This window comes from Xanthomonas sp. F10 (assembly GCF_014206815.1).
Lineage (GTDB): Bacteria > Pseudomonadota > Gammaproteobacteria > Xanthomonadales > Xanthomonadaceae > Xanthomonas_A > Xanthomonas_A indica.
Genome location: NZ_JACHNP010000001.1, coordinates 2,187,120 through 2,209,537, shown reverse-complemented (window position 1 = coordinate 2,209,537; position 22,418 = coordinate 2,187,120). Strand labels below are relative to the sequence as shown.

Genomic DNA, 22,418 nt, shown 5'->3' with positions numbered 1-22,418 from the left:
CCTGCCCAGGCTGCGGTAGCGGTTAAGTGAATACGCGCCGCGGCCGCCGTGGCGGCGGCGGTCGGCGGCCGCCGCGACGCGCGCCAAGTGGCCGCGCGCGGGCGATGCGGCGGCGCAGGGCCGCCGCAATTTGTCTACGGCGCCAGCTGCAGCGTGCTGATGCCGCCCTTGGCCACGACCGGGCCGGTGGCCACGCCGCCGGGCGCGCCGCCGGGCGGTTCCATGGTCACCGCCAGCACCGCGCCGTCGCTGAGCAAGGGCATCAGCGCATCGGGGATGCGCGCCACGCGCGCCTTGGCCTCGTCGAACACGCCCATCGAGCGCGCCTTGCCGTCGGCCGGGATCAGCCACAGTTCGGGCACGCGCGCACTGTCGCGGGTGCCGCCCAGCGGGGTGAGGGTGATGCTGCGCTTGTCGGCGTCCATCAGCGCCACGTAGCCGGGCTTGCCGTCGTCCTGCATCAGCGTGGAGGTCATCGCGATGCCGCTGGGCTTGGGCGTGGTGGTGGCGACCGGCGGCGGCTGCGCGGCCGGCGGTGGCACCGGCGCGCGCGCCAGCAGCAGCGCCAGCAGGCAGGCGGTGGCGGTGGCGAAGCCGCCGGCGCTGAGCCAGCGCCAGGTCCGCACGCTGTCCCAGAACCCGGGCGCGGCCGGACGCGGGCGCGGCGCCGGCGCATCCAGGCCCAGCGAAGCGCGGATGCGCACCCACACGCGCTCGGGCACCGCCACCGGGGCGATCTCGTCGGCCAGCGGCATCAGGTGCTGCTGCCACTGCAGTACCGCCGCGGCGAATGCATGGTCGCTGTCGATGCGCGCCTCGGCAGCACGGCGCTCCTGCGCGTCGAGCACGCCGAGCACGTACTCGCCGGCCAGCACGTCGCGCGGCGGCGGGGTTTCCTGCGGATCGGGCACGGAGGCGTTCATCGTTCCAGGCACGCTTTCAGTTTGGCCAGGCCGCGGCGGATCCAGCTCTTGACCGTGCCCAGTGGCGTGCCGCTGCGATGGGCCAGTTCTTCATAGGTGATGCCTTCGAAGAACGCGGTACGGATCAGCTCGCCGCGCGGCGGCTCCAGTTCGCCCATGCACACGTCCAGGCGCCGGCCGGCCACCCGCCACTCGGTGTCGGCGAGCGGATCGCGGCCTTCGTCCTGCAGCTCGCCGGCGTCGTCCAGCGCCACCGACTGCCGCGCCGGCGCACGTGCGCGCAGATGGTCGATGGCCTTGTTGCGCGCGATCATGGTCAGCCAGGTCAGGCCGCGCGCGCGCTGCGGGTCGAATTGCGCGGCCTTGCGCCAGACCGAGGAGAACACTTCCTGCAGCACGTCCTCGGCCTCGCCGCGCTGCGGCACGATGCGCAGGCACACGCCGAACAGGCGCGACGAGGTGCTGCGGTACAGGCGCTCGAAGGCGGCGCTGTCGCCGCTGGCGGTGGCGACCAGCAATTGTCCTGCTTCGTCGTGATCGGGCGTCTCGGTCATGCCGGGATACGGTGGCGAAGGTCGGCGCGATGCTACAGGCTTTCGCCGCGTCCGTCGCTCAGGCGCGCTGGTGCCGCCACAGCGCGAGCGCGGCGAGCAGCAGGACGATCTCGAACGCGGCCAGGCCGGTCGTGGTCGGGCCCACCGGCCACAGCCGCAGCAGACTGGCGCTGCGGTAGAGCACGATGGGCACGTAGAACGCCAGCGCCAGGAGCAGGCCGGTGCGCAGTTGCCCGGTGCGGGCGAAGTAGCCGAACAGGAAGGCCATGCCCAACTGCAGGCCGCCGTAGATGACCAGGTATTCGGACTGGCCGGACCGGTCCAGGCCGACATAGCCCACCGCTGCGGCGGTCTGCGCCGGCAGCAGCGTGCACCATACGGCGAGCAGCGCGTACAGCGCGGCGTTGAACCACAGATAGGCCTTGGCCATGGGGTGTCCTCGTCGATGCGCGGGCGATGCGCAGGCATGGTTGTAGCGGGTGCGGCGCGGGCCGGCGTGAACGCGCTGGCGGCGCGGCTCAGCGCGCGCTGCATTGCGCGACCAACGGTTGCCGCAGCGCCTGCTCCCAGGCGCCGGCATCGGCCTGGCCGCGCAGGCGTTCGGGGAATTCGATGCGCACGCTCGGGTAGCGGCCGCGCGCGTCGCGGATGTTGCCGACGCCGCGGAACTCGAGCAGACGCCGGTCCTGGCGTGCGTAGGCGACGCTGAGGTCGGGCAGCAGCGTGCCGTACCAGGCGGCCAGGCTCAGGGTGTAGCGCTGCACCTTCGCATCGGCCGGGCCGGGCGTGATGCGGAAGTCGAGCGTGCGCAGTTCGCTGGGCAGCACGAAGGCGATACGCTGCGGCGCGCCGCTGCCCAGGCTGTCCCAGCGCTGGCGCAGGTAGGCGTCGAAGCCTGCGTCGATCACCTGCGCCTGGTCGCGCTTCGGCAACGGCGCGCGGCGCTCGGCCTGGCCTTTGGCCTGGCTGAACATCTCGCGCCCGCTGCCGCTGCGGCGCACGCCCTCGCGGTAGCCGCTGCGCGCATCGACCAGCTCGAAGTCCGGCGCAGCGCTGCCGTCGTCCACGCGCTTGCGCGCGAATGCAGCGCCATCGGCGCACTGGTACAGCACCAGGCGCGCGCCATCCTCGCGCACCCAGTGGCTTTCGCGATACAGCACCTGCTTGCCGTCGGCGGCATAGGCGACGCCCTCGTAGTGCAGCATGGCCCTGGCCGGCGCCGCAGCGACCAGGGCGGCGGTGCCGAGGGCCAGGGCCAGCGGCAGGTGCGGTCGGGAGAGTGGGAAGGCAGCGGTCGACGTCGGCATGCACGGCGCTCCGGTGGGATGACACCAGGACATACGCGGCCGGCGCCGATCCGGATGCGCCCGCCGTGGCGGCCGCGTTGCGGTGGCCGTCTCAGCGCAGGACGATGCAATCCACCGGGCAGGCCGGCAGGCACAACGCGCAGCCGGTGCACAAGGGCGCCAGCACCGTGTGCATGTGCTTGGCGCCGCCGACGATGGCGTCCACCGGGCAGGCCTGGATGCACTTGGTGCAGCCGATGCAGTCGGCCTCGACCACCCACGCCACCTGCGGCGGCGCGTGCGTGCCGCGGCTGCGGTCGTAGGGCAGGGCAGGCACCCCGAGCACCCGCGCCAGGGCGCGCGCGCCGGCATCGCCGCCGGGCGGGCAGCGGTCCACCTGCGCCGTGCCGGCGGCCATCGCCTCGGCATAGGGGCGACAGCCGTCGAACCCGCACTGGCCGCATTGGGTCTGCGGCAGAAGGCGATCGAGACGTTCGAGCAGGGCGTCGTGGGTGGGCGTCATGGCGGAGGCAGCGCGCGGCGGCGCACGGCGTGGAGCAGAGGCGAAAGAGCGGAAACGCCGGCGTGGCGAGCCGGCACAGTGTAGCGCGGCGTCCGCTGCGGCCCGCGCCTAGCGCGCGCTGTAGGTGTCGATCACGACCTGGACCGCGGTGCCCGGCGCCGGCGTGGCGGGCGCGTCCTGGGCACGGTCCAGCACGATCCGCACCGGCTGCCGCTGCACGCGCTGGACATGGTTGCCGGCCTGCGCGGCGCTGTCGAGCGCCGCGTCCGTGTCGGCGCCGATCGCCTGGACGTGGCCGACCCAGGCGCTCTCCGCATCACCGGCCAGGCGCACCTGCGCGGCCTGGCCGACCCGGATCGTCGGCAGCACGTCCTCGCGGAACCGGGCGATCACCACGGTTGCGTCGTCCGGGGACGCATGCGTGGAGACGGCGGCCGGCGCGCCGGGCCTGGGCGCCACCGGCGCGCGACGCCGGCGTCGCCACCCAGGCGTCGTCGCTGCGCGCCGCGGGGTACATGCGCCACCCCCACACGCTGACGGCGAATGCGATGCCGAGCAGGATCGCCAGCGCCACGATCGACAAGGCGACGACCGCGCCGCGGTCGCGCGGTGGCGTCGCTTCGGCGTCGCTGCGTGCCGCCGAGGCGGCCACGCGCTGCGCAGCGGACGGCAGGGGCGGCGGTGTCTGGCGCAGCGTCATCGGCTCAGGCGATCCGGCGCCCGCGGTACCAGCGCTCGTGCGCCATTGCCAGCATCGGTCGATCCTCGCGGCTGTCGCCGTAGGCATAGATGCGCTGATAGGCGCCGAGGTCGTAGTGCATGCGGATCAGCGCCGCCTTGCGCGGCCCGCAATCGCCGTGGCGATAGCGGCCGGTCAGCCGCCCGTCCTGCACATCCAGGCGGTTGCAGATCACGTGCAGCCCGTGTTGCGTGCACCAGGGCCGCAGATACAGGTCCAGCGAGCCGGACACCACCGCCACGGCGTGCGCCTGGGCCTGATGCCAGGCGATCCGCTGCATCATGTCCGGCCGCAGCAGCAACGGCAGCGCCTCCTGCGCATAGTGCTCGGCCTGGCGGGCGATGTCGTCCGCATCGCGTCCGGCGAACACCAGTCGGGTGACCCGCGTGCGCAACGCCGTCGCCGACACCAGGCCCAGCCGGTAGCCGGCCAGCCAGGTCCGACCGTCCAGCGCGCAGTCGCCTGTTGCGCCGGCGTCGCCACACGGCGCAGGAACCCCGAATAGGTGTCGGTGGTTGTGACCGTGTGGTCGAAGTCGAATAGAGCGAGGGATTGGGGATTCGGCATTGGGGATTCGTCACCGCGTCATGGACCCATCGGCGCCGAGAGTGGCTCAACCAATCCCCAATCCCGACTCCCCAATCCCGGCCTTACCGCACCGGCATGCCCGGTTGCGCGCCGCTGTCGGCGTCGAGCAGGGCCAGGGCGCCGCCGTCGAAGCCGGCCGACAGGATCATGCCTTCGCTGAGGCCGAAGCGCATCTTGCGCGGGGCCAGGTTGGCGATGAACACCACGTTGCGGCCGACCAGCTTCTCCGGTTCGCCGTAGCTGCCGCGGATGCCGGAGAAGATCTGCCGCTTGCCCAGCTCGCCGGCGTCCAGTTCGAAGCGCAGCAGCTTGTCCGATCCTTCGACGAACTCGCAGGCCAGCACCTTGCCGATGCGCAGGTCGAGCTTGGCGAAGTCGTCGATGCCGATGACGCTGGAATTGGGGAGTGGGGATTGCGGATTCGTCACTGCCTTCGCCTCCTGCTTGGCGGCGGGGGCCGCGGCGGCCGGAGCGGGGGCGAGGGTGTCCTTGGAGGCGTCGGTCATGGCGTCGAGCAGCTTTGGGTCGATACGGGTGAACAGGGGGGCGTAGGGCTGGATCACGTGCGCCAGCAGCGGCGCCTGCAGGTCGTCCCAGGCGCCGAGCGGGGCGGACAGGAACGCCTCGGCCTCGGCGCAGGTGCGCGGCAGCACCGGCTTGAGCGCGGCGGCCAGCACCCGGAACAGGTTCAGGCCCTGCGTGCACACCGCCTGCAGTTGCGCCTCGGCGCCGTCCTGCTTGGCCAGCACCCAGGGCTTGTGTTCGTCGATGTACTTGTTGGCCTCGTCGGCCAGGGCCATGGTCTGGCGGATCGCGCTGGCCGGGTCGTTGCGCTCGTAGGCCTCGCGGATCGGCGCCAAGGCGGCGACGAAGCGCGCGTATTGCGCCGGGTCCGGCAGCGCGTCGGCGAGTTTGCCGTCGAAGCGCTTGTCGATGAAGCCGGCGCAGCGGCTGGCCAGGTTGACGAACTTGCCGACCAGGTCCGCATTGACCCGCGCCACGAAGTCGCCCAGGTTCAGGTCCAGATCGTCGACGCCGCCGGAGGACTTGGCCGCGAAGTAGTAGCGCAGCGCTTCCGGCTCCAGACCCACGTCCAGGTAGGTGCGGGCCATGACGAAGGTGCCGCGCGACTTGGACATCTTGGCGCCGTCCACCGTCAGGTAACCGTTGACGTGCAGCCGGGTCGGCGCGCGGTGACCGGTGCCGTGCAGCACCGCCGGCCAGAACAGGCCGTGGAAGTTGACGATGTCCTTGCCGATGAAGTGGTGCAGCTCGGTGGCGGTGCCGGCGGCCAGATGTGGCTCGAACGCTTCGCCCAGGCTCGCGCACAGGGTCTGGAAGCTGCTCAGGTAGCCGATCGGCGCGTCCAGCCACACGTAGAAATACTTGCCGGGCTGGCCGGGGATCTGGAAGCCGAAGTACGGCGCGTCGCGGGAGATGTCCCAGGCGCGCAGGCCGCCTTCGCTGTCCAGCCATTCCATCAGCTTGGCCTTGACCCCGGGCAGGGCCACGTCGCCGGCCAGCCATTCGCGCAGGAAGCCGTCGAAGCGGCCGACCTCGAAGAAGAAGTGCTCCGAATCGCGCAGCTCCGGCGTGGCGCCGGAGATCACCGACTTGGGCTCCTTCAGTTCGGTCGGCGCATAGGTGGCGCCGCAGACCTCGCAGTTGTCGCCGTACTGGTCGGCGCTGCCGCAGTTCGGGCAGATGCCCTTGATGTAGCGGTCGGGCAGGAACATGCCCTTGGCCGGATCGTAGAACTGCGCCACCGAGCGCCGCGCGATGTGGCCGCCGGCATCGAGCTTGGCGTAGAACGCCTCGGTCAGGGCACGGTTGGCGTCCGAGTTGGTGGAGTCGTAATGGTCGAAGGCCACGCCGAACGCGGCGAAATCGCGCTCGTGGCTGGCCTGGATGGCGGCGATGAAGTCTTCCGGGGTGACCCCGGCCTTCTCCGCGGCCAGCATGATCGGCGTGCCGTGGGTGTCGTCGGCGCACACGAACCAGGTCCGGTCGCCGCGCAGCCGCCGCGCGCGCACCCAGATGTCGGCCTGGATGTAGCCGACCAGATGCCCCAGATGCAGCGGTCCGTTGGCATAGGGCAGGGCGGTGGTGACGAGGGCGGTGGTCATGGCGGCCGGCGTGTTTGGGGGCGCGAGATTATCGCATGGCATGGAAAGCCGGGACCCGGGGCCCGGGACCGGGGCCCGGAAGAGCGGTGCATGACGCGCTGACAGCCCACAAAAAAGGCGCCCTCGCGGACGCCTTTGGAGAAACATGTTGCGCGAAAAACTTCCGTTTCGCGCTCCCTCGCTTTTCCGGGTTCCCGGTCCCGAGCCCCGAGTCCCCGGTTTTACTCCCGAATCCAGGTCTGCGTCCGGCCCAGGGCCTCGATGCCGATGTAGCCGCGCATCTGCAGCTTCTTGCCGCCGTCGGTGAGGGTGACCTTGGCCTTGTAGGTCTTGCCCTTGGCCGGGTCCAGCACCGAGCCGCCGTCCCACACCGCCGCGCCGTCGGGCTTGAGGCCCCACAGGATGGTCATGCCCTTGATCGGCTTGCCCTTGCGCTCGCCGTCGCACTTGTCGCACATCGGGTTGGGGCCGTGGTTGGACTGCAGGATCTCCACCACCTTGCCGCTCAGCGTGCCGTTGGCGGCCTGTTCGATCTGCACGATCGACTTGGGCTTGCCGGTTTCGTCGTCGATGGTCTGCCAGCGGCCGACCGGCGTGGTGTCGGCGGCGTGCGCCATGAATGCCGCCGCGCTCAGCGGCAGGGCCAGCATCAGGGTCTTGAAGCTCGTGCGCATGTTCCCCTCCCGAGGGATGTCCGGTGCGGCCGGCGCGATGCCGGGCTGATCCGACTGTATACCCAAGCGTATGGTGCTGGGAATCCGCACTGCGGCATGCGGTTCAGCGTGACCACCGGCATGCATTCAGCCGCTCTCGTACAGTTCCAGCGGCAGGTCGTCGGGGTCGGCGAAGAAGGTGAAGCGGCGGCCGGTGTATTCGTCCACGCGGATCGGCTCGACCGCCACGCCGTGCGCCTGCAGGTGCGCGACGGCCGCGTCCAGGTCGCGCACGCGCAACGCCAGGTGGCGCAGCCCGCAGGCTTCCGGACGGCTCGGCCGCGGCGGCGGCGCGGGGAACGAGAACAGTTCGAGCTGGCTGCCGTCGGGCAGGGCCAGATCCAGCTTCCAGGAGTCGCGGGTGTCGCGGTAGACCTCGGCGATCACCGGCAGGCCGAGGATGCGGCAGTAGAAGTCCTTGGAGCGCGCGTAGTCGGAGGCGATGATCGCCACGTGGTGCAGGCCGTCGAGGGTCAGCGGTGACGTCATCGCGGCGCGCTCGGGAAGTGGGCGTGGGCACTGGCGGCCGTGCGCGCAGGCGGCGCGGTGGTGCTGTCGTGCACAGTCAGCAATAGGGAGAGCGGCATGCCGGCAGCATAGCGCAGCGGCGCGACCGCGCCGGCCCCGTCTGCGACACTACGCGTTCCGTCGCTGCGAGGCTGACGCCATGCCGCACAACCCGCTTGCCGCGCTGCTGGCCGAGGACCGGTGCCTGGTGCTCGACGGCGCCCTGGCCACCGAACTGGAGCGGCGCGGCTGCGATCTGCGCGATCCGCTGTGGTCGGCGAAGATCCTGCTGGAGCAGCCGCAGTTGATCCGCCAGGTGCACCAGGACTATTTCGCCGCCGGTGCGCAGTGCGCGATCACCGCCAGCTACCAGGCCACGCCGCAGGGCTTTGCCGCGCGCGGAATCGACCTCGCGCAAGCGCAGCACTTGATCGCGCGCAGCGTCGAACTGGCGCAGCAGGCGCGGAAGGCGCATCTCGCGCGGCATCCGCAGGCAGGGCCGCTGCTGGTCGCCGGCTCGGTCGGTCCGTATGGCGCCTATCTGGCCGACGGATCCGAATATCGCGGCGACTACGTGCTGACGCCGGCGCAGATGCGGGCGTTCCATCGCCCGCGCATCGCTGCCCTGGTCGCGGCCGGCGTGGCGTTGCTGGCCTGCGAAACGCAACCGTCGTTGTCGGAGATGGCGGCGTTGCTGCAGGTACTGGAGGAATTTCCACGGGTTGTCGCCTGGTTCGCCTGCACCTTGCGCGACGCCGCGCATCTCAGCGACGGCACGCCGCTGCACAACGTGGTGGCGTTGCTTGATGGCCATCCGCAGGTGGTCGCGCTCGGCGTCAACTGCATTGCGCCGTCGCTTGCCACCGCGGCGTTGCGCCATCTGGCGACACTGACCCGGTTGCCTTTGGTGGTGTATCCGAACGCTGGCGAGCGCTACGACGCCGACCGCAAATGCTGGCAGACCGACGGTGCCGACGCTGGCACCCTGGCCGACCACCTCGCCGACTGGCGTGCGGCCGGCGCTCGACTGATCGGCGGCTGCTGTCGCACCACACCGCAGGACATCGCGCAGCTGGCGCGGCATCTGGCATCGCCATAGCGATGAGGCGCTCGCCTTGCGCGCAGCCGTACGCTGTCTTCGCCGGTGGTGTCGCAGCGGATGTCGGCGCTGGTCAGTCGCCTCCAGCTCTTGTGGGAGGGACTTCAGTCCCGACGCGTTGCAGTGAGCGGCGTCGGGACTGAAGTCCCTCCCACAAGGGGGACACAGGCACGATCCGTCTCCGCGTCGCCATTGCAGCTTCTTTCGCAGGAGCGGCTTCAGCCGGGAACGGGCTTTACCAGGCATGTCCGGTCGCGGCTGAAGCCGCTTCTGCGAGAGATTTCGCGACATTCCGGATCTTGCGCCATTCGGGCCACATACCCCGCGCGCGGGGCAGCGCCCGCTCACCCCTTCTTGCTCGCCACCCAGCGCTCGATCTTCTCCTGCAGCACGTTCAGCGGCACCGAGCCGTCCTTCAGCACTTCGGCATGGAACTCGCGGATGTCGAACTTGTCGCCCAGTTGCGCGCGGGCGTAGTCGCGCAGCTGCAGGATCTTCATCTCGCCGATCTTGTAGGACAGCGCCTGGCCGGGGATGGCCATGTAGCGCTCGGTCTCGGCTTCGGCGTCGGTGCGGCTGGTGGCCGAGTTCTGCAGCATGTAGTCGATCACCTGCTCGCGGGTCCAGCCCTTGCTGTGCAGGCCGGTGTCCACCACCAGGCGGATCGCGCGCCACAGCTCGTTCTGCAGGTAGCCGAAGTAGTTGTATGGGTCCTGGTATAGGCCCAACTCCTTGCCCAGCGATTCGGCGTACAGGCCCCAGCCTTCGATGAAGGCGGTCTCGCCGCCGAAGCGGCGGAACTTGGGCAGGTTGGTCAGCTCCTGCTGCAGGCCGAGCTGGAAGTGGTGGCCGGGAATGGCCTCGTGCAGGTACAGGTCTTCCGCATCCCAGGTCTTGCGGCTGGGCAGGTCGTAGGTGTTGACGTAGAAGATGCCCGGACGCCCGTCCTCGCTGGGGCGCATGTACGAGCCGCCGGCGGCCGACTGCGCGCGGTACGGCTCGACCGGGCGGATCTCGAATGCGGCCTTGGGCTTGAGCGAGAACATGCGCGGCACCGCCGCGTCGACCCGGCCTTCCAGGCCGCGGTAATAGGTCAGCAGCTCGTCCTCGCTCTTGAAGGTAAAGCGCTTGTCGGTCTGCATGAACTTGAAGAACTTCTGCATCGAGCCGCGGAAGCGCACCTGCTTCATCACCGCCTGGATCTGGCCCTGGATGCGCGCCACCTCGTCCAGGCCGATCTGGTGGATCTGCGCCGGGGTCAGGTCGGTGGTGGTGCTCTGGCGCACGTTCCAGGCGTACCAGGCGTCGCCGCCGGGCAGAGCGCCGACGCCGGCGGTGGTGCGCGTGGCCGGCAGGTATTCGGTGGCGATGAAGCCGCGCAGCGAGCGGTAGGCGGGCATGATGCGGTACTCGATCATGCGCTTGTATTCGGCGGTGATGCGTTGCTTCTCGGCCTCGGGGATGTCCGCCGGCAGGTTGCGCACCGGACCCCAGAACAGGCTCTCCTCGGCGGTGGGCTTGATGATCGCATCCAGCTGCGGCAGCACCTTCTCCATCAGTGCGCGCGGCTGCACCACGCCGGCCTTCATGCCTTCGCGCATGTTGGCGATGGCCTGGTCGAACAGAGCCGGAATGCCGAGCGCGCGCCGCGACCAGTTGTCGTAGTCCTTGACCGTGCGGAACGGCTGCGCACCGGTGCCGGAGCCGAGCATCACCATGATGCTGCCGACGTTGTAGAACTGGTTCACCGGCTGCATCCAGCTCGGGTACTTCTCCGCCTCCAGCGCGTTGCGCGCATCGCCGACGAAGATCTCGTAGCTGAGCAGGTCCTGCCCGGTCAGGCCGTCCTTGCCGATCGCCTCGGCCTTGCCCAGCCACTCCACGGTGAAGTCATGCGACTGCTGGCGGAACGCGGCCGAGAGGAAGTTCGGCAACTGGTCGTTGTAGCGGCTGTCGCCCTGGAAGGTGGCCTGCAGCGGATTGAGCCTGAGCGAGGCCTCCCAGTAATCGTCGTACAGCTTGTTCAGTTGCTGCGCCTTGGTCAGCACCACCGGGGCCGGTGCCGGCCGCGCCTTGCGCGCCTTGCTGGCCTTGGCGCGGGTCTGCGCGGTGGTCTGCTTGGTGGTCTTCTTCTTGGCCGCGTCCGCCGGGGCCGCCAGCGACAGACTCAGGGCGGTGGCGATGGCAAGGGACAGCAGGCGGGGAAAGCGGGGCGGCATTGCGGGCTCCAACGACAAGCGAGCGGGGAGCTTGCCCGATCCGCACCGTGGAGGCCACCCGTGGCCGCTGCCCGCGGGCGCCTGCTGACCCTACCTTCGGTCCGCGCCTCGCCGTGGCGGGCCAGGCGGGGCCGACGTCTGCGGCGCTGCACGATGGCCGCGCGCGAGGGCGTGCGGGGCGCTCGCGCGTGTGCCGGCGTTCAGTCGGCGGCCGCTTCCTCGCGCAGCTGTTCGGCGCGCTCGGGGGTTAGGTAGTCGGTGATCAGCCGCCGCATCAGGTACAGCAACGGGATCAGCAGCACCGCCAGCAGCATCTTGCAGATGTAGTTCAGCGTGCTCACCGCCAGGAACAGCTGCATCGACCAGTGCTGCGGGCCGAGCACGAAGGCGATGTAGATCACCACGAAGCTGTCGATCAGCTGCGAGACCGCGGTGGAGCCGGTGGCGCGCAGCCACACGTGCTTCTCGCCGGTCACGCTGCGGATGCGGTGGAACACCGCCACGTCGATCAACTGGCCGGCCATGAACGCGACCAGCGAGCCGGCGATGGTCCACATGCCCTGGCCGAACACCGCGGCAAACGCGGCCTGGTAGTCGGGCACGCCCTGGCTCTGCGCCGCGGTGACCCAGAACCCGGCCGGGGCAAGCGCGATCGCGGCGAAGGCGAACAGGAAGCCATAGCCGATCAGCGCCACCGCCAGCCAGGAGATGAAGCGCACGCCGCGGCGGCCGAAGAACTCGTTGATGGTGTCGGTGAGGATGAACACCAGCGGCCACAGCAGGGTGCCGGCGGTGAAGTTCATCGAGCCGGTCTGCCCGAACAGGTTCCAGTTCAGCGGGGCGATGCCCAGGGTGTCTTCCAGGGCGAAGATCTTGACCCCGATGAACTCGGCCAGCGCGGCGTTGACGCAGAAGAACGCCGCCAGGGCGATGAACAGACGGACCGCGCGATCGTCGAGCGTGCCGCGGCGCATCGGCGTCAGCGGTCCACGGTCCGGGTGAACGGCACGCTCTCCGGCGCCACTGCGCCGCCGGAAATGATGAAGCTCATGGCCTGGTCCACGCTCCAGTCGGTGGGCGTGAGCAGCTCCACCGGCACGATCTCCAGGTAGCCGGAGGTCGGGTTGGGCGTGGTCGGCACGTACACCGCGGCCAGTTCGCGGCCGGTGCCGTGTTCCTTGATCACCCGCGTCACCAGGCCGACGGATTTCATGTCCCGGTGCGGAAAGTCGATCAGCACCACGCGCTGGGTGCTGCCGGGCTGGGTCTGCAGGATGTCCACCAGCTTGCGCACGCTGTCGTAGACCACGCTGGCCAGCGGGATGCGGCGCATCACCGCCTCGAACCAGCGCAGCAGGCGCTGGCCGATCATGCGCCGGCTGAGGATGCCGACCAGCAGGATCACCGCCAGGGTGGCGATCAGGGCGATGGTGTTCTGCACCCATTGCGCGGTGGCCCAGCCCAGCTCGCGCGGGAACGAAGCGGCGATGCGCACCGACAGCGGCACCACCCAGGGGCTGCTGATGCCCGAGAGCAGCACGAACACGAACTTGACCACGACCCAGGTCAGCCAGATCGGCAACAGGGTCAGCAGGCCGGTGAAGAACAGCCGTTGCAGGGACGGGCGGGGAGTGGGAGCGGAGAGATCGGGCGACATCCGCGTAGTGTAGCGGCGCGTGATGACCGTTGGTGCGCCGCCGCATGGTCGCGCGGCGGCCGTGCAGCTGCGATTGGGCTGGGGCGTGCACATGCGGCCCGCGTCGCAACGCCGCGCACGCCGATGGCGCGGTCGCGTTCGCATGCGGGGTGTGTCCGCCTGCGCAGATGCCGCGCCGGCCTTGGCGGACCTGCGGGCCGCGGGTCGCGCTAGCGCGGCGGCTTGCGCTTCACGTACACCTGCTTGCGCACCCGCGCCACCACCTCGCCCTGCGCGTCGACGACGTCGGTCTCGAACCAGCGCAGGTGCTTGTCGCCGCCGGCGGTGGCTGCGCGCAGGTCGTCCAACAGGGCCTGGTCCAGGTCGAATTGCGCGCTGACCGTGCCGCGGCCCGGGCGCACGAATTCGATGCTGCCGGCCTTGTCCCAGACGTAGTAGTCGCGTCCCAGGTTCTGCATGGTCAGCAGCATCCAGAACGGGTCGGTCATGGCGAACAGGCTGCCGCCGAAATGGGTGCCGACATAGTTGCGGTTCCACGGGCGCATGCGCAGTTCGACCCGCGCGTGGCGGTAGTCGGCGCTCAGCGCGGTCACATGGATGCCGGCGAACAGGAACGGCGGCCACAGGTTCAGGCCCAGACGGAACAGCGATGGCTTCATTGCGCGGCCGTGGGTGGATCGGAGCGCGGCAGGGTACCAGACGCATGCGTATGGTGCTCTGGTGGCGCGTCGCTGAGCGCGTAGCCGTCGCGTCCGCCGCGCTTGACCCGGTACAGCGCGGCGTCGGCAGATTCGAAAAAGGCGCGCTCGGACGTGAACGCTGTCGCCGTGGCGCTGTGCACGCCCAGGCTGGCGGTGATGGCGACGCTGCCGTTCGGCGCGCGCAGCGACAGCCCGCGGATCTCCTCGACCAGCGCCGCGGCGATGCGGCCGGCATCGGTGGCGTCGGTGGCGGGCAGGATCATGGCGAACTCGTCGCCGCCGAAGCGCGCGGCGACCTCGCGCGGATGTCGCGCATGCCGCGCCACCGCGGCGGCCACCAGCTTCAGTGCGCGGTCGCCGGTGCGATGGCCCAGGGTGTCGTTGTAGCGCTTGAAATGATCCACATCGACGATGATCAGCGTCAGCGGCCGGCCGCTGCGCCGCGCCTCGTCCAGCGCCTGGACGAAGGCCTGTTCGAAGCCGTGACGGTTGACCAGCCCGGTCAGGGCGTCGCGACGCGCCTGGCGGCGCCAGCGTGCCGCGTGCAGGCACAACTGGCCGGCGGCGACGACGGCCAGGGCGAGCAGGGCCGCCCCCGGCGCGAACCAGCGGTTGCTGACCAGCAGCCACAGCAGGCTGCCGCCGGCGATCACCGCCATGCTCGCCAGCGGTGCCAGCCAGCGCCGTCTCCGCCAGCCGGCGCAGTGCGTCCCCAGGCAGGCCAGCAGCACCAGCAGCGCGGACCCGGCCACCTGGGCCGTGCGCGACGACGGCAGGATCGGATCGCCGCGCAACAGCATCGCCGCGATGTTGGCCTGGTATTCGGGCGCGCTCATCCAGCGCGCATCGGACATCGGCGTCATCACCCGCTGCCCCAGGCCGGTGGCGGTGACGCCGACGATCGCCAGGCGTGCGCGCAGGGACTGCAGCGGGATCCGGCCCTGCACGACGTCGACGTAGGACACCTGCGCGAGCGGTGTTGACGGCGCGGCGAAATGCAGGCCGACGTGGTCGGCGCGATGCCAGGCATAGGGCGCGTCGGTGGCGGCCGGCGCCGGCGGCAGCGCGCGGCCGGTGAGGGCTGCGGCCAGCGCCGGCCAGTGCGCACTGCCGAGCCCGGCGCGCAGGTACACGCCGCGCGCGACGCCGTCGGCATCGACGGCGAGGTCGGTGTGCGCCAGCGCCGCCGCGGCGCTGGCGATGGCGGGGATCGGCACCAGTTCCTGCGGCATGTCCGCACCGCTGGCGCTGCCGATCACCGGCAGCACGGTGCGGCCATTGCGCCGCAGCGCCGCGGCCAGGCGCGCATCGTCGTCGGCGTGTTGCAGGCCCGGCTCGCTGAACAGCAGGTCCAGCGCCACCCGCTCGGTGCCCGCAGCGGTGAGCCGGTCGAGCAGGCGCGCGTGCAGGTCGCGTCGCCATGGCCACTGGCCCAGTGCCTGCAGGCTGCGGTCGTCGATGGCGATCAGCAGCAGGCGCGGATCGGCCGGACGCGGCGCCTGCGCGATCGCCGCGTCGTACAGCGCGTTGTCCAGCCGCTCGGTGACATCGCCCAGGCTCAGGGCCGCAGCCAGTGCGGCTGCGGCGAGCGCCACCAGCACGTGTCGCAGCAGCGCGGCGTTCACAACGCCAGCCATAGCAGCAGCACGCCGCCGGCCGTGCCGAGCTTGCAGTAGCGGCAGGGCAGGTCCAGCGTCTGCGGCGTCGAGAACGGCGCGGCCTCGCCCTCCGCGTCCAGGGTCTGGATGCGCACGTACCAGGTGCCGCGGCGCGGCCGCGGCAGCGCGACCTGCGGCTGCGTCACGGTGCGTTCGAGCAGGCCGCGGCGGAACGCGGGATCGCGCGCCAGTTGCACCCGGTAATGGCGCGCGTCCGGGTCGGGCTGCCAGCGCAGGGTCAGCGTGCCGCGCTCGGCCTGCGCTGGCGCCAGGCCGGGATCGACCGGCGTATCGCTGAGATGCAGCGTCAGCGCCTGCCCGAACGGGCCTTGCCGGCCTTGCGCATCGCGCGAGGCGAGGCGCCAGAAGTAGGTGCCGGGCGGCAGGGGCTGCGGCGCGCGCAGATGGGTCGCGTCGGTCTCCTGCTCCAGCAACAGGTCCCGAAACTGCGCATCGCGCGCCAGTTGCAGCACGCTGCTGATCGCCTCCGGGTTGCGGGTCCAGGCGAAACGCGGCCGCGCGATGCGCAGTCGCTGCTGCTGCAGCGGTTGCACGGTCAGCGGCGGCAGCGGCGTGGCCGAGACCAGCAGCGGCTGCTCGGCGTCCTGGCCTTCCACGCCGGTGGCGGTGACGCCGCGCAGCAGCAGCCGCAGGTCGCCGGCCGGCAGCGCGTCCAGCGCCAGTGCGGTGCCCTCGGTTTCCTGGGCGAAGCGCAGCACCTCGCGTTGCTGCGCGTCCACCGCCTCGAGGCGGTAGCGGCTGGCGCCGGCCAGCGGCGCCCAGGCGAGCAGGTAGGGCGGGCGCTGCAGGCGACTGTGCGCCAGGTCCAGCATCGGCGCCGGCAGCAGCGGTTCCGGCAGCGGCGCCGCTCCCGCGCCCACCCGCGCCGCATCGCCCGGCTGCAGCAGGCGCTGGCCGCCGCCGCCGGCCACCCGCACCGCGCCCTGCAGCACCTCTGTGGCGGCGAGTTGGTGGCCGTCGCCGGCGCCGACGCGGAAGCGGGTGCCGCGCACGCTGCTGGTGCTGCTCGGGGTCTGGATGATGTAGCGCGAGGCGGGGCCGTTGGCGGGGATGACATCGTTGCTGGTGCGGCCCTTCTCCAGCCGTACCCGCGTGTCGACCATGCCGGTGGCGCCGTAGCGGATCAATTGGTCGAAGCGGATCAGGCTGTTCTCGCGCACCTGCATGCGCGAGCCGTCGGCGAACTGCACGGTGGCGCTGGCGTCGGCGCCGGTCTGCAGCGCGCTGCCGATCGGCAGCGGCATGCCTTCCTGCGCCGACAGCGTCGCGCGGTCGGCGGTCTGCACGCTGATCTGGCCACGCAGCGCGACCAACCGCGCCGGTGCCGGCTGCACCCGCAGCCAGGCGATCGGGAAGCGCAGCCGCGCCCCGGGGGCCAACCGGTACGGATCGGCCACCTGGTTGTGCTGGCCTAGCAGCATCCAGTTCACGTCCGGGCGCAGATAACGCCGGCCCAGGTCCCACAGCGTGTCGCCGGGGCGCACACGGTAGTGCCAGTCCTGCGCCATCGCCGCAGGAGCGAGCAGCAGGCCGATCCAGCACAGCAGGCCGGCAAGCCGGCGCATGCTTGCCCGGGCACGATGGGGGGGCAGGGGCATGCGGCGGTCGTACTGATTCACGTCATCTGTCCGGCAAAAGACCGGGCCGGCGCTGCCTGCGGATCGCCAGGCAGCGTTCGTCCCTGATCACGGCATCCACGAGGCAGGCCGGGGCGTGTCCGACTGTCGCGGCGGCTGGAGACGCCGTTGCCAGCCGCCGGAAATGCGATTGTAGTCTCAGAACAACAGAGCGGACATCTTGCGGCGGTACTGCCCCACCAGGTCCTCGTCCTCGATCACCCGGAACGCGTCGATCAGCGCCTTCTTGGGCAGGCCGTCCTCGAACGTGCGGTCCTGGCGCAGCATCTCCAGGAACTGCTCCAGCGCGGCCGCGTCGTCGCCGCCGACCAGGTGGCGCACGCCCAGCAGGTAGCGCGCCTTGAGATCGCTCGGATCCTGCGCCAGCGTGGCCTGCAGTGTCTCCAGCGGCGGCGCTGCCTGCAGCGCGCCGACGAAGCCCAGCCGCGCCCGTGCCCGCACCGCGCGCTCGTCGGTGGCCAGGTTGGCCGGCAGCGCGTCGATCAGGGTCTCGGCCTCGGCGGCGGCGCCGACCTTGACCAGGGCCAGCGCCAGGTCCAGCTTCAGTTCGTCCTTGTCCGGCTCGGCCGCCACCGCCTCGCGCAGGCGCTGCACCTCGGCGTGCGGATCCAGCGGCGCGGCCGGCACGGCCTCGGCCGGTTCCTGTGCGGCCAGCGGCGCGATCCCGTGCTGGGTCAGGAACTCGCGCAACTGGCCCTCGGGCAGGGCGCCGGGGAAGCCGTCGACCAGTTGCCCGCCCTTGACCAGGAACACCGTCGGCACCGAGCGGATCTGGAACGCCGCGGCGATCTGCTGCTCCTGGTCCACGTCGACCTTGGCCAGCACGAAGCCGCCGTTGTACTCGGCGGCCAGCTTTTCCAGGATCGGGCTCAGGGTCTTGCACGGGCCGCACCAGGGCGCCCAGAAGTCCACCAGCACCGGCGTCTGCAGCGAGCGCTGCAGCACGTCGGCTTCGAAGGTCTCGGTCTTGGCGTCGAAAACGTGGGGCGTGTCGGACATGGGCAGTGTCATCGCAGGCGAGAGGACGCTCTGTATGGAGGCGCGGCGGCGCCGATGCAAGGGTGGCGTCGCCGTGCCATGGGTGCCGGTCGCGGCCGCAGCGGCGACAATGTGCGGCTGCAGGCGCCATGGCGGCGCGAAAGGACGGTGGCGGATGGGCGAGGTGAGCGAACGGGTGATGCGCTGGGTCGGGCCGCTGCTGGCGGTGGCTGCGGTGGCGGCGATGCTGGGCTTCGGCGCGGTGCTGCCCGGATATCTGCCGTGGTCGCATCCGCTGGCCCTGCTCGGTGCGCGCGGCATTCCGCATGCCTGGGCGTTCAATCTGCTGGCGTTCGTGCTGCCCGGATGCCTGGCCCTGGCACTGGCGCTGCGGCTGCTGCGCCGCGCCGGCCGCCACGCGCCCTGGTCGCTGCGGGTCGGCGGGCAACTGCTGCTGTTGGCGGGGCTGGCTTTCGCCGGCATGGGCCTGTTGCCGCTGGACCCGACCGACCTGGAGGCGCGCGCGACCCAGTTGCATGCCAGCGCCTGGCTGCTGTGGGTGGTGGCGCTGGTGGCGGCCGCGGCCCTGCTGGGGCTGGGCGCGCGCCGCGATCCCGCCGCGCGCGGCTGGGCCGCGCTGGCGTTGGGGATGGCGCTGCTGGTGGCGCTGGGGGCGTTCGCGCTGGACCGGTTGCTGTCGCCGGCACTGGCGCAGCGGCTGGTGTTCCTGCTGTGGTGGGGCTGGCTGGCGTTGCTGGCCTGCTGGCCGGGACCGCAGGCGGTCGCGCACCGCGGCTGACCCCGCGGGCCTTGCGCACTCGGTCGGCGCGGCGTGCCGTGCTATGGCCGAGGCCCGCCGTGCTCGCCCACGGCGCCGAAGCCACTGCAGCCGCGGTTCCCCGCGCCTACCGTGCGCGCAGGGGGCGGTGCGCGCCGTTGCCGTCCGTCGCCGGGATTGGAGCGGCTTGCCGCGCTACGGTACCCTTGGCTGCTTTGTTGCCGCCTGGCCCTTGCCCGTTTCCATGTCCGCCGTCGAGCCCACCGCCTACGACCCGCAGCAGGTCGAATCGTCCGCCCAGCAGTTCTGGGACGCCACCCGCGCCTTCGAGGTCGACGAGACCTCCGACAAGCCCAAGTTCTACTGCCTGTCGATGCTGCCGTACCCGTCCGGGGCGCTGCACATGGGCCACGTGCGCAACTACACCATCGGCGACGTGATCAGCCGCTACCAGCGCATGATCGGCAAGAACGTGCTGCAGCCGATGGGCTGGGACGCGTTCGGCCTGCCGGCCGAGAACGCGGCGATCAAGAACAAGACCGCGCCGGCGAAGTGGACCTACGCCAACATCGACCACATGCGCAGCCAGCTCAAGTCGCTGGGCTACGCCATCGACTGGTCGCGCGAGTTCGCCACCTGCCGGCCCGAGTACTACGTGCACGAGCAGCGCATGTTCACCCGGCTGATGCGCAAGGGCCTGGCCTACCGCCGCAACGCGGTGGTGAACTGGGACCCGATCGACCAGACCGTGCTGGCCAACGAGCAGGTCATCGACGGCCGCGGCTGGCGCTCCGGCGCGCTGGTGGAAAAGCGCGAGATCCCGCAGTGGTTCCTGCGCATCACCGACTACGCGCAGGAATTGCTGGACGGCCTGGACCAGCTGCCGGGCTGGCCGGAGTCGGTCAAGACCATGCAGCGCAACTGGATCGGCCGTTCCGAGGGCCTGGAGATCCAGTTCGACGTGCGCGACGCCGACGGCAGCGCGCTGGACCCGCTGCGCGTGTTCACCACGCGCCCGGACACGCTGATGGGCGTGACCTTCGTGTCCATCGCCAGCGAGCATCCGCTGGCGCTGCACGCGGCCAAGTCCAATCCGCAGCTGGCCGCGCTGCTGGCCGAGCTGAAGCAGGGCGGCGTCTCCGAGGCGGAACTGGAAACCCAGGAAAAGCGCGGCATGGACACCGGCCTGACCGCGGTGCATCCGATCAGCGGCGAGCAGGTGCCGGTGTGGGTCGCCAACTTCGTGCTGATGGGCTACGGCACCGGCGCGGTGATGGCGGTCCCCGGCCACGACCAGCGCGATTTCGAATTCGCCAGCAAGTACGCCCTGCCGATCCGCCAGGTGATCGCGCTGAAGGCGCCCAAGCACGACGACGAGCGCCACTACGATCCGAGCCGTTGGCAGGACTGGTACGGCGACAAGACCCGTGAGCTGGAACTGGTCAATTCCGCCGAGTTCGACGGGCTGGACTTCCAGGGCGCGTTCGAGGCGCTGGCCGAGCGCTTCGAGCGCAAGGGCCAGGGCCAGCGCCGGGTCAACTACCGCCTGCGCGACTGGGGCGTCAGCCGCCAGCGCTACTGGGGCTGCCCGATCCCGGTGATCTATTGCCAAAGCTGTGGCGCGGTGCCGGTGCCGGAAGACCAGCTGCCGGTGCTGCTGCCGGAGAACGTGGCGCTGAGCGGCACCGGCTCGCCGCTGAAGACCGACCCGGAATGGCGCAAGACCACCTGCCCGCAGTGCGGCGCGGCGGCCGAGCGCGAGACGGACACCTTCGACACCTTCATGGAGTCGAGCTGGTACTACGCGCGCTACACCTCGCCCGGCGCCAAGGACATGGTCGACAAGCGCGGCAACTACTGGCTGCCGGTGGACCAGTACATCGGCGGCATCGAGCACGCGATCCTGCACCTGATGTACTTCCGCTTCTTCCACAAGCTGCTGCGCGACGCGCGCCTGGTGGACAGCGACGAGCCGGCGACCAACCTGCTGACCCAGGGCATGGTGATCGCCGAGACCTTCTACCGGCAGAACCCGGACGGCTCCAAGGACTGGATCAATCCGGCCGACGTGGACGTGCAGCGCGACGACAAGGCGCGGGTGATCGGCGCGGTGCACAAGGGCGACGGCCAGCCGGTGCTGATCGGCGGCACCGAGAAGATGTCCAAGTCCAAGAACAACGGCGTCGATCCGCAGGCCATGGTCGGCAAGTACGGCGCCGACACGGTGCGCCTGTTCTCGATGTTCGCCGCGCCGCCGGAGCAGTCGCTGGAGTGGAACGAGGCGGGCGTGGACGGCATGGCGCGGTTCCTGCGCCGGTTGTGGGCGCAGGTGCACAAGCACGCCGCCGACGGCGCCGCCCCGGCGTTGGACCCCGCCGCGCTGGACGCCGAGCACAAGGCGCTGCGGCGCAAGACCCACGAGACCATCGGCAAGGTCGCCGACGACTACGGCCGCCGCCACAGCTTCAACACCGCCATCGCCGCGGTGATGGAACTGACCAACGCGCTGGCCAAGTTCGACGACGCCAGCGCGCAGGGCCGCGCGGTGCGTCAGGAAGCGCTGGAAGCGGCGGTGCTGCTGCTCAACCCGATCACCCCGCATGCCAGCCACGCGCTGTGGCAGGCGCTGGGCCATGCACCGACGCTGCTGGAAGACGTACCGTTCCCGCAGCCGGACCCGGCCGCGCTGGTGCGCGACGCGGTGACCCTGGCGGTGCAGGTCAACGGCAAGCTGCGCGGCACCATCGAGGTCGGTGCCGACACCCCGCGCGAGCAGATCGAGGCGCTGGCCCAGGCCGAGCCGAATGCGGCCAAGTTCCTGGAAGGGCTGAGCATCCGCAAGATCATCATCGTGCCGGGCAAGATCGTGAACCTGGTGGCGGCGTGAGCCGGCGCGCCGCATCGGCCGCGCCGCGGCCGCGCGGCGCGGCAGGTCTCAACCCGCGTTCACGCGGCGTACGGCAGGCTAGCCGCCTGTTGCCGCACCCAGCCGGCTCCTCCAGACTGTGTCCATGACCCGACTCCTGCTCGCTCTCGTCTTCGCGGCGTCCCTGACCGCCTGCGGTTTCCACCTGCGCAACAAGCTGACCCTGCCGGCCGACACGCCGTCGGTGAAGGTGGTGTCCTCGGCGCCGTACAGCGAACTGGCCAAGCTGCTCGAGCGCGGCCTGCGCGCCGCCGGCGCGCAGATCGCGCCCAAGGACGTCAACACCGGCGTGGCCCGCCTGGAAGTGCTGTCCGAGCGCTGGGGCGACCTGCCGATCGCGCTCGACGCCGAAGGCCGCGCCCAGGAATACAGCCTGCGCTACGCGGCGATCTTCGTGTTCCGCCGCGCCGACGGCAGCGTGCTGGTGCCGCAGCAGGTGATCGAACTGTCGCGCGACTACGTGTCGCCACCGACCGACGCCACCGGTACCTCCACCGAGCGCGAGATCCTGGCCGACGAACTGCGCCGCGAGATGTCGGCCTCGATGCTGCGTCGGATCGACAGCGTGGTGCGCGCCCAGGTGCGCGACGGCAAGGACGTCAACGCCGCGCCGCCGTCGACCGACGGCACGCCTGTGCAGGGCAAGCCGGCCGACGCCACGCCGGCCGACGGCAAGCCGGCGACCACGCCGCAGCCTTGAGCGCGCGTCCGCTGCCGCCGTCGCCGCGCGCGGTGTCCGCGTCGCCCGGCGCGGAGGCGACGCGTCCGCCGCAGTCCGCCGCGGC

The 22,418-nt window shown here is 71.1% G+C and carries 20 protein-coding genes and 1 pseudogene; 4 read left to right on the top strand and 17 right to left on the bottom strand.

Features of this window, described 5'->3' with window-relative positions:
• Positions 1–134: 134 nt before the first annotated feature.
• The 10 genes and pseudogenes from FHR56_RS09635 to FHR56_RS09590 form a co-directional block, all read right to left on the bottom strand.
• Positions 135–923 (bottom strand): anti-sigma factor, encoded by a 789-nt coding sequence (locus FHR56_RS09635; protein WP_160948007.1) that lies wholly within the window; start codon positions 921–923, stop codon positions 135–137.
• On the bottom strand, positions 920–1,477 hold the full coding sequence (locus FHR56_RS09630; RefSeq protein ID WP_160948006.1) for a sigma-70 family RNA polymerase sigma factor: 558 nt from the start codon (positions 1,475–1,477) through the stop codon (positions 920–922). The genes FHR56_RS09635 and FHR56_RS09630 overlap by 4 nt, the downstream gene beginning before the upstream one ends.
• Positions 1,478–1,535: 58 nt before the next feature.
• Positions 1,536–1,907 carry a DUF4345 domain-containing protein gene (locus FHR56_RS09625; protein ID WP_160948005.1) on the bottom strand — a complete coding sequence of 124 codons (372 nt, stop codon included), beginning with the start codon at positions 1,905–1,907 and terminating at the stop codon, positions 1,536–1,538.
• An 88-nt stretch (positions 1,908–1,995) separates the two neighbouring features.
• Complete coding sequence (locus FHR56_RS09620; protein ID WP_160948004.1) at positions 1,996–2,784, bottom strand: hypothetical protein; 789 nt, start codon at positions 2,782–2,784, stop codon at positions 1,996–1,998.
• Between the two features lie 91 nt (positions 2,785–2,875).
• Positions 2,876–3,286, bottom strand: a complete 411-nt coding sequence (gene rnfB / locus FHR56_RS09615; RefSeq protein ID WP_160948003.1) for an Rnf electron transport complex subunit RnfB — start codon at positions 3,284–3,286, stop codon at positions 2,876–2,878.
• A gap of 108 nt (positions 3,287–3,394) precedes the next feature.
• Entirely contained in the window at positions 3,395–3,682 is a 288-nt protein-coding gene (locus FHR56_RS09610; protein WP_160948002.1) for a hypothetical protein, read from the bottom strand.
• A 308-nt stretch (positions 3,683–3,990) separates the two neighbouring features.
• Positions 3,991–4,592: pseudogene (locus FHR56_RS09605) on the bottom strand (HAD family hydrolase).
• Between the two features lie 83 nt (positions 4,593–4,675).
• Positions 4,676–6,739 carry a methionine--tRNA ligase gene (metG, locus tag FHR56_RS09600; protein WP_160948001.1) on the bottom strand — a complete coding sequence of 688 codons (2,064 nt, stop codon included), beginning with the start codon at positions 6,737–6,739 and terminating at the stop codon, positions 4,676–4,678.
• Between the two features lie 221 nt (positions 6,740–6,960).
• Positions 6,961–7,413 (bottom strand): DUF2147 domain-containing protein, encoded by a 453-nt coding sequence (locus tag FHR56_RS09595; protein ID WP_019798306.1) that lies wholly within the window; start codon positions 7,411–7,413, stop codon positions 6,961–6,963.
• 126 nt (positions 7,414–7,539) lie between these two features.
• Complete coding sequence (locus FHR56_RS09590; protein ID WP_202407060.1) at positions 7,540–7,929, bottom strand: VOC family protein; 390 nt, start codon at positions 7,927–7,929, stop codon at positions 7,540–7,542.
• Between the two features lie 190 nt (positions 7,930–8,119).
• Here FHR56_RS09590 and mmuM point away from each other — a divergent pair, with 190 nt between their 5' ends.
• Positions 8,120–9,058, top strand: a complete 939-nt coding sequence (mmuM, locus tag FHR56_RS09585; RefSeq protein ID WP_160947999.1) for a homocysteine S-methyltransferase — start codon at positions 8,120–8,122, stop codon at positions 9,056–9,058.
• 344 nt (positions 9,059–9,402) lie between these two features.
• On the opposite strand, the gene FHR56_RS09580 is transcribed toward mmuM, so the two are convergent.
• From FHR56_RS09580 to trxA, 7 genes are all read right to left on the bottom strand, one after another.
• Complete coding sequence (locus tag FHR56_RS09580) at positions 9,403–11,277, bottom strand: DUF885 family protein (protein WP_160947998.1); 1,875 nt, start codon at positions 11,275–11,277, stop codon at positions 9,403–9,405.
• Between the two features lie 200 nt (positions 11,278–11,477).
• Positions 11,478–12,251, bottom strand: coding sequence for a queuosine precursor transporter (locus FHR56_RS09575; protein ID WP_160947997.1), 774 nt, complete (start codon positions 12,249–12,251; stop codon positions 11,478–11,480).
• Positions 12,252–12,256: 5 nt separating this feature from the next.
• The gene (locus tag FHR56_RS09570) at positions 12,257–12,934 is read right to left on the bottom strand and encodes a DUF502 domain-containing protein (protein WP_160947996.1); all 678 of its coding nucleotides are present in this window, start codon (positions 12,932–12,934) and stop codon (positions 12,257–12,259) included.
• 209 nt (positions 12,935–13,143) lie between these two features.
• Positions 13,144–13,593 carry a DUF4442 domain-containing protein gene (locus FHR56_RS09565; RefSeq protein ID WP_160947995.1) on the bottom strand — a complete coding sequence of 150 codons (450 nt, stop codon included), beginning with the start codon at positions 13,591–13,593 and terminating at the stop codon, positions 13,144–13,146.
• On the bottom strand, positions 13,590–15,260 hold the full coding sequence (locus tag FHR56_RS09560) for a CHASE2 domain-containing protein (RefSeq protein ID WP_160947994.1): 1,671 nt from the start codon (positions 15,258–15,260) through the stop codon (positions 13,590–13,592). Before FHR56_RS09560 ends, FHR56_RS09565 begins: the two co-directional genes overlap by 4 nt.
• Positions 15,257–16,879 carry a FecR domain-containing protein gene (locus FHR56_RS09555; RefSeq protein ID WP_160947993.1) on the bottom strand — a complete coding sequence of 541 codons (1,623 nt, stop codon included), beginning with the start codon at positions 16,877–16,879 and terminating at the stop codon, positions 15,257–15,259. Before FHR56_RS09555 ends, FHR56_RS09560 begins: the two co-directional genes overlap by 4 nt.
• A gap of 210 nt (positions 16,880–17,089) precedes the next feature.
• On the bottom strand, positions 17,090–17,950 hold the full coding sequence (gene trxA, locus FHR56_RS09550) for a thioredoxin (RefSeq protein WP_237473344.1): 861 nt from the start codon (positions 17,948–17,950) through the stop codon (positions 17,090–17,092).
• A gap of 154 nt (positions 17,951–18,104) precedes the next feature.
• On the opposite strand from trxA, the gene FHR56_RS09545 reads away from it, so the two are divergent.
• The 3 genes from FHR56_RS09545 to lptE all read left to right on the top strand — a co-directional run bounded on the left by FHR56_RS09545 (position 18,105) and on the right by lptE (position 22,333).
• Positions 18,105–18,728, top strand: coding sequence for a DUF998 domain-containing protein (locus FHR56_RS09545; protein WP_160947991.1), 624 nt, complete (start codon positions 18,105–18,107; stop codon positions 18,726–18,728).
• Between the two features lie 223 nt (positions 18,729–18,951).
• A complete protein-coding gene (gene leuS, locus FHR56_RS09540) occupies positions 18,952–21,594 on the top strand; it encodes a leucine--tRNA ligase (protein WP_160947990.1) in 2,643 nt (880 codons plus the stop codon).
• A 124-nt stretch (positions 21,595–21,718) separates the two neighbouring features.
• Positions 21,719–22,333 (top strand): LPS assembly lipoprotein LptE, encoded by a 615-nt coding sequence (lptE, locus tag FHR56_RS09535; protein ID WP_160947989.1) that lies wholly within the window; start codon positions 21,719–21,721, stop codon positions 22,331–22,333.
• Positions 22,334–22,418: the final 85 nt, after the last annotated feature.

Excerpts from the sequence above, each read along its gene's own strand:
- FHR56_RS09635 (WP_160948007.1), bottom strand. The coding sequence starts at position 923 with ATGAACGCCTCCGTGCCCGATCCGCAGGAAACCCCGCCGCCGCGCGAC.
- FHR56_RS09630 (WP_160948006.1), bottom strand. The coding sequence starts at position 1,477 with ATGACCGAGACGCCCGATCACGACGAAGCAGGACAATTGCTGGTCGCC.
- FHR56_RS09625 (WP_160948005.1), bottom strand. The coding sequence starts at position 1,907 with ATGGCCAAGGCCTATCTGTGGTTCAACGCCGCGCTGTACGCGCTGCTC.
- FHR56_RS09620 (WP_160948004.1), bottom strand. The coding sequence starts at position 2,784 with ATGCCGACGTCGACCGCTGCCTTCCCACTCTCCCGACCGCACCTGCCG.
- rnfB (WP_160948003.1), bottom strand. The coding sequence starts at position 3,286 with ATGACGCCCACCCACGACGCCCTGCTCGAACGTCTCGATCGCCTTCTG.
- metG (WP_160948001.1), bottom strand. The coding sequence starts at position 6,739 with ATGACCACCGCCCTCGTCACCACCGCCCTGCCCTATGCCAACGGACCG.
- FHR56_RS09595 (WP_019798306.1), bottom strand. The coding sequence starts at position 7,413 with ATGCGCACGAGCTTCAAGACCCTGATGCTGGCCCTGCCGCTGAGCGCG.
- mmuM (WP_160947999.1), top strand. The coding sequence starts at position 8,120 with ATGCCGCACAACCCGCTTGCCGCGCTGCTGGCCGAGGACCGGTGCCTG.
- FHR56_RS09580 (WP_160947998.1), bottom strand. The coding sequence starts at position 11,277 with ATGCCGCCCCGCTTTCCCCGCCTGCTGTCCCTTGCCATCGCCACCGCC.
- FHR56_RS09575 (WP_160947997.1), bottom strand. The coding sequence starts at position 12,251 with ATGCGCCGCGGCACGCTCGACGATCGCGCGGTCCGTCTGTTCATCGCC.
- FHR56_RS09570 (WP_160947996.1), bottom strand. The coding sequence starts at position 12,934 with ATGTCGCCCGATCTCTCCGCTCCCACTCCCCGCCCGTCCCTGCAACGG.
- FHR56_RS09565 (WP_160947995.1), bottom strand. The coding sequence starts at position 13,593 with ATGAAGCCATCGCTGTTCCGTCTGGGCCTGAACCTGTGGCCGCCGTTC.
- FHR56_RS09555 (WP_160947993.1), bottom strand. The coding sequence starts at position 16,879 with ATGCGCCGGCTTGCCGGCCTGCTGTGCTGGATCGGCCTGCTGCTCGCT.
- trxA (WP_237473344.1), bottom strand. The coding sequence starts at position 17,950 with ATGTCCGACACGCCCCACGTTTTCGACGCCAAGACCGAGACCTTCGAA.
- FHR56_RS09545 (WP_160947991.1), top strand. The coding sequence starts at position 18,105 with ATGGGCGAGGTGAGCGAACGGGTGATGCGCTGGGTCGGGCCGCTGCTG.
- leuS (WP_160947990.1), top strand. The coding sequence starts at position 18,952 with ATGTCCGCCGTCGAGCCCACCGCCTACGACCCGCAGCAGGTCGAATCG.
- lptE (WP_160947989.1), top strand. The coding sequence starts at position 21,719 with ATGACCCGACTCCTGCTCGCTCTCGTCTTCGCGGCGTCCCTGACCGCC.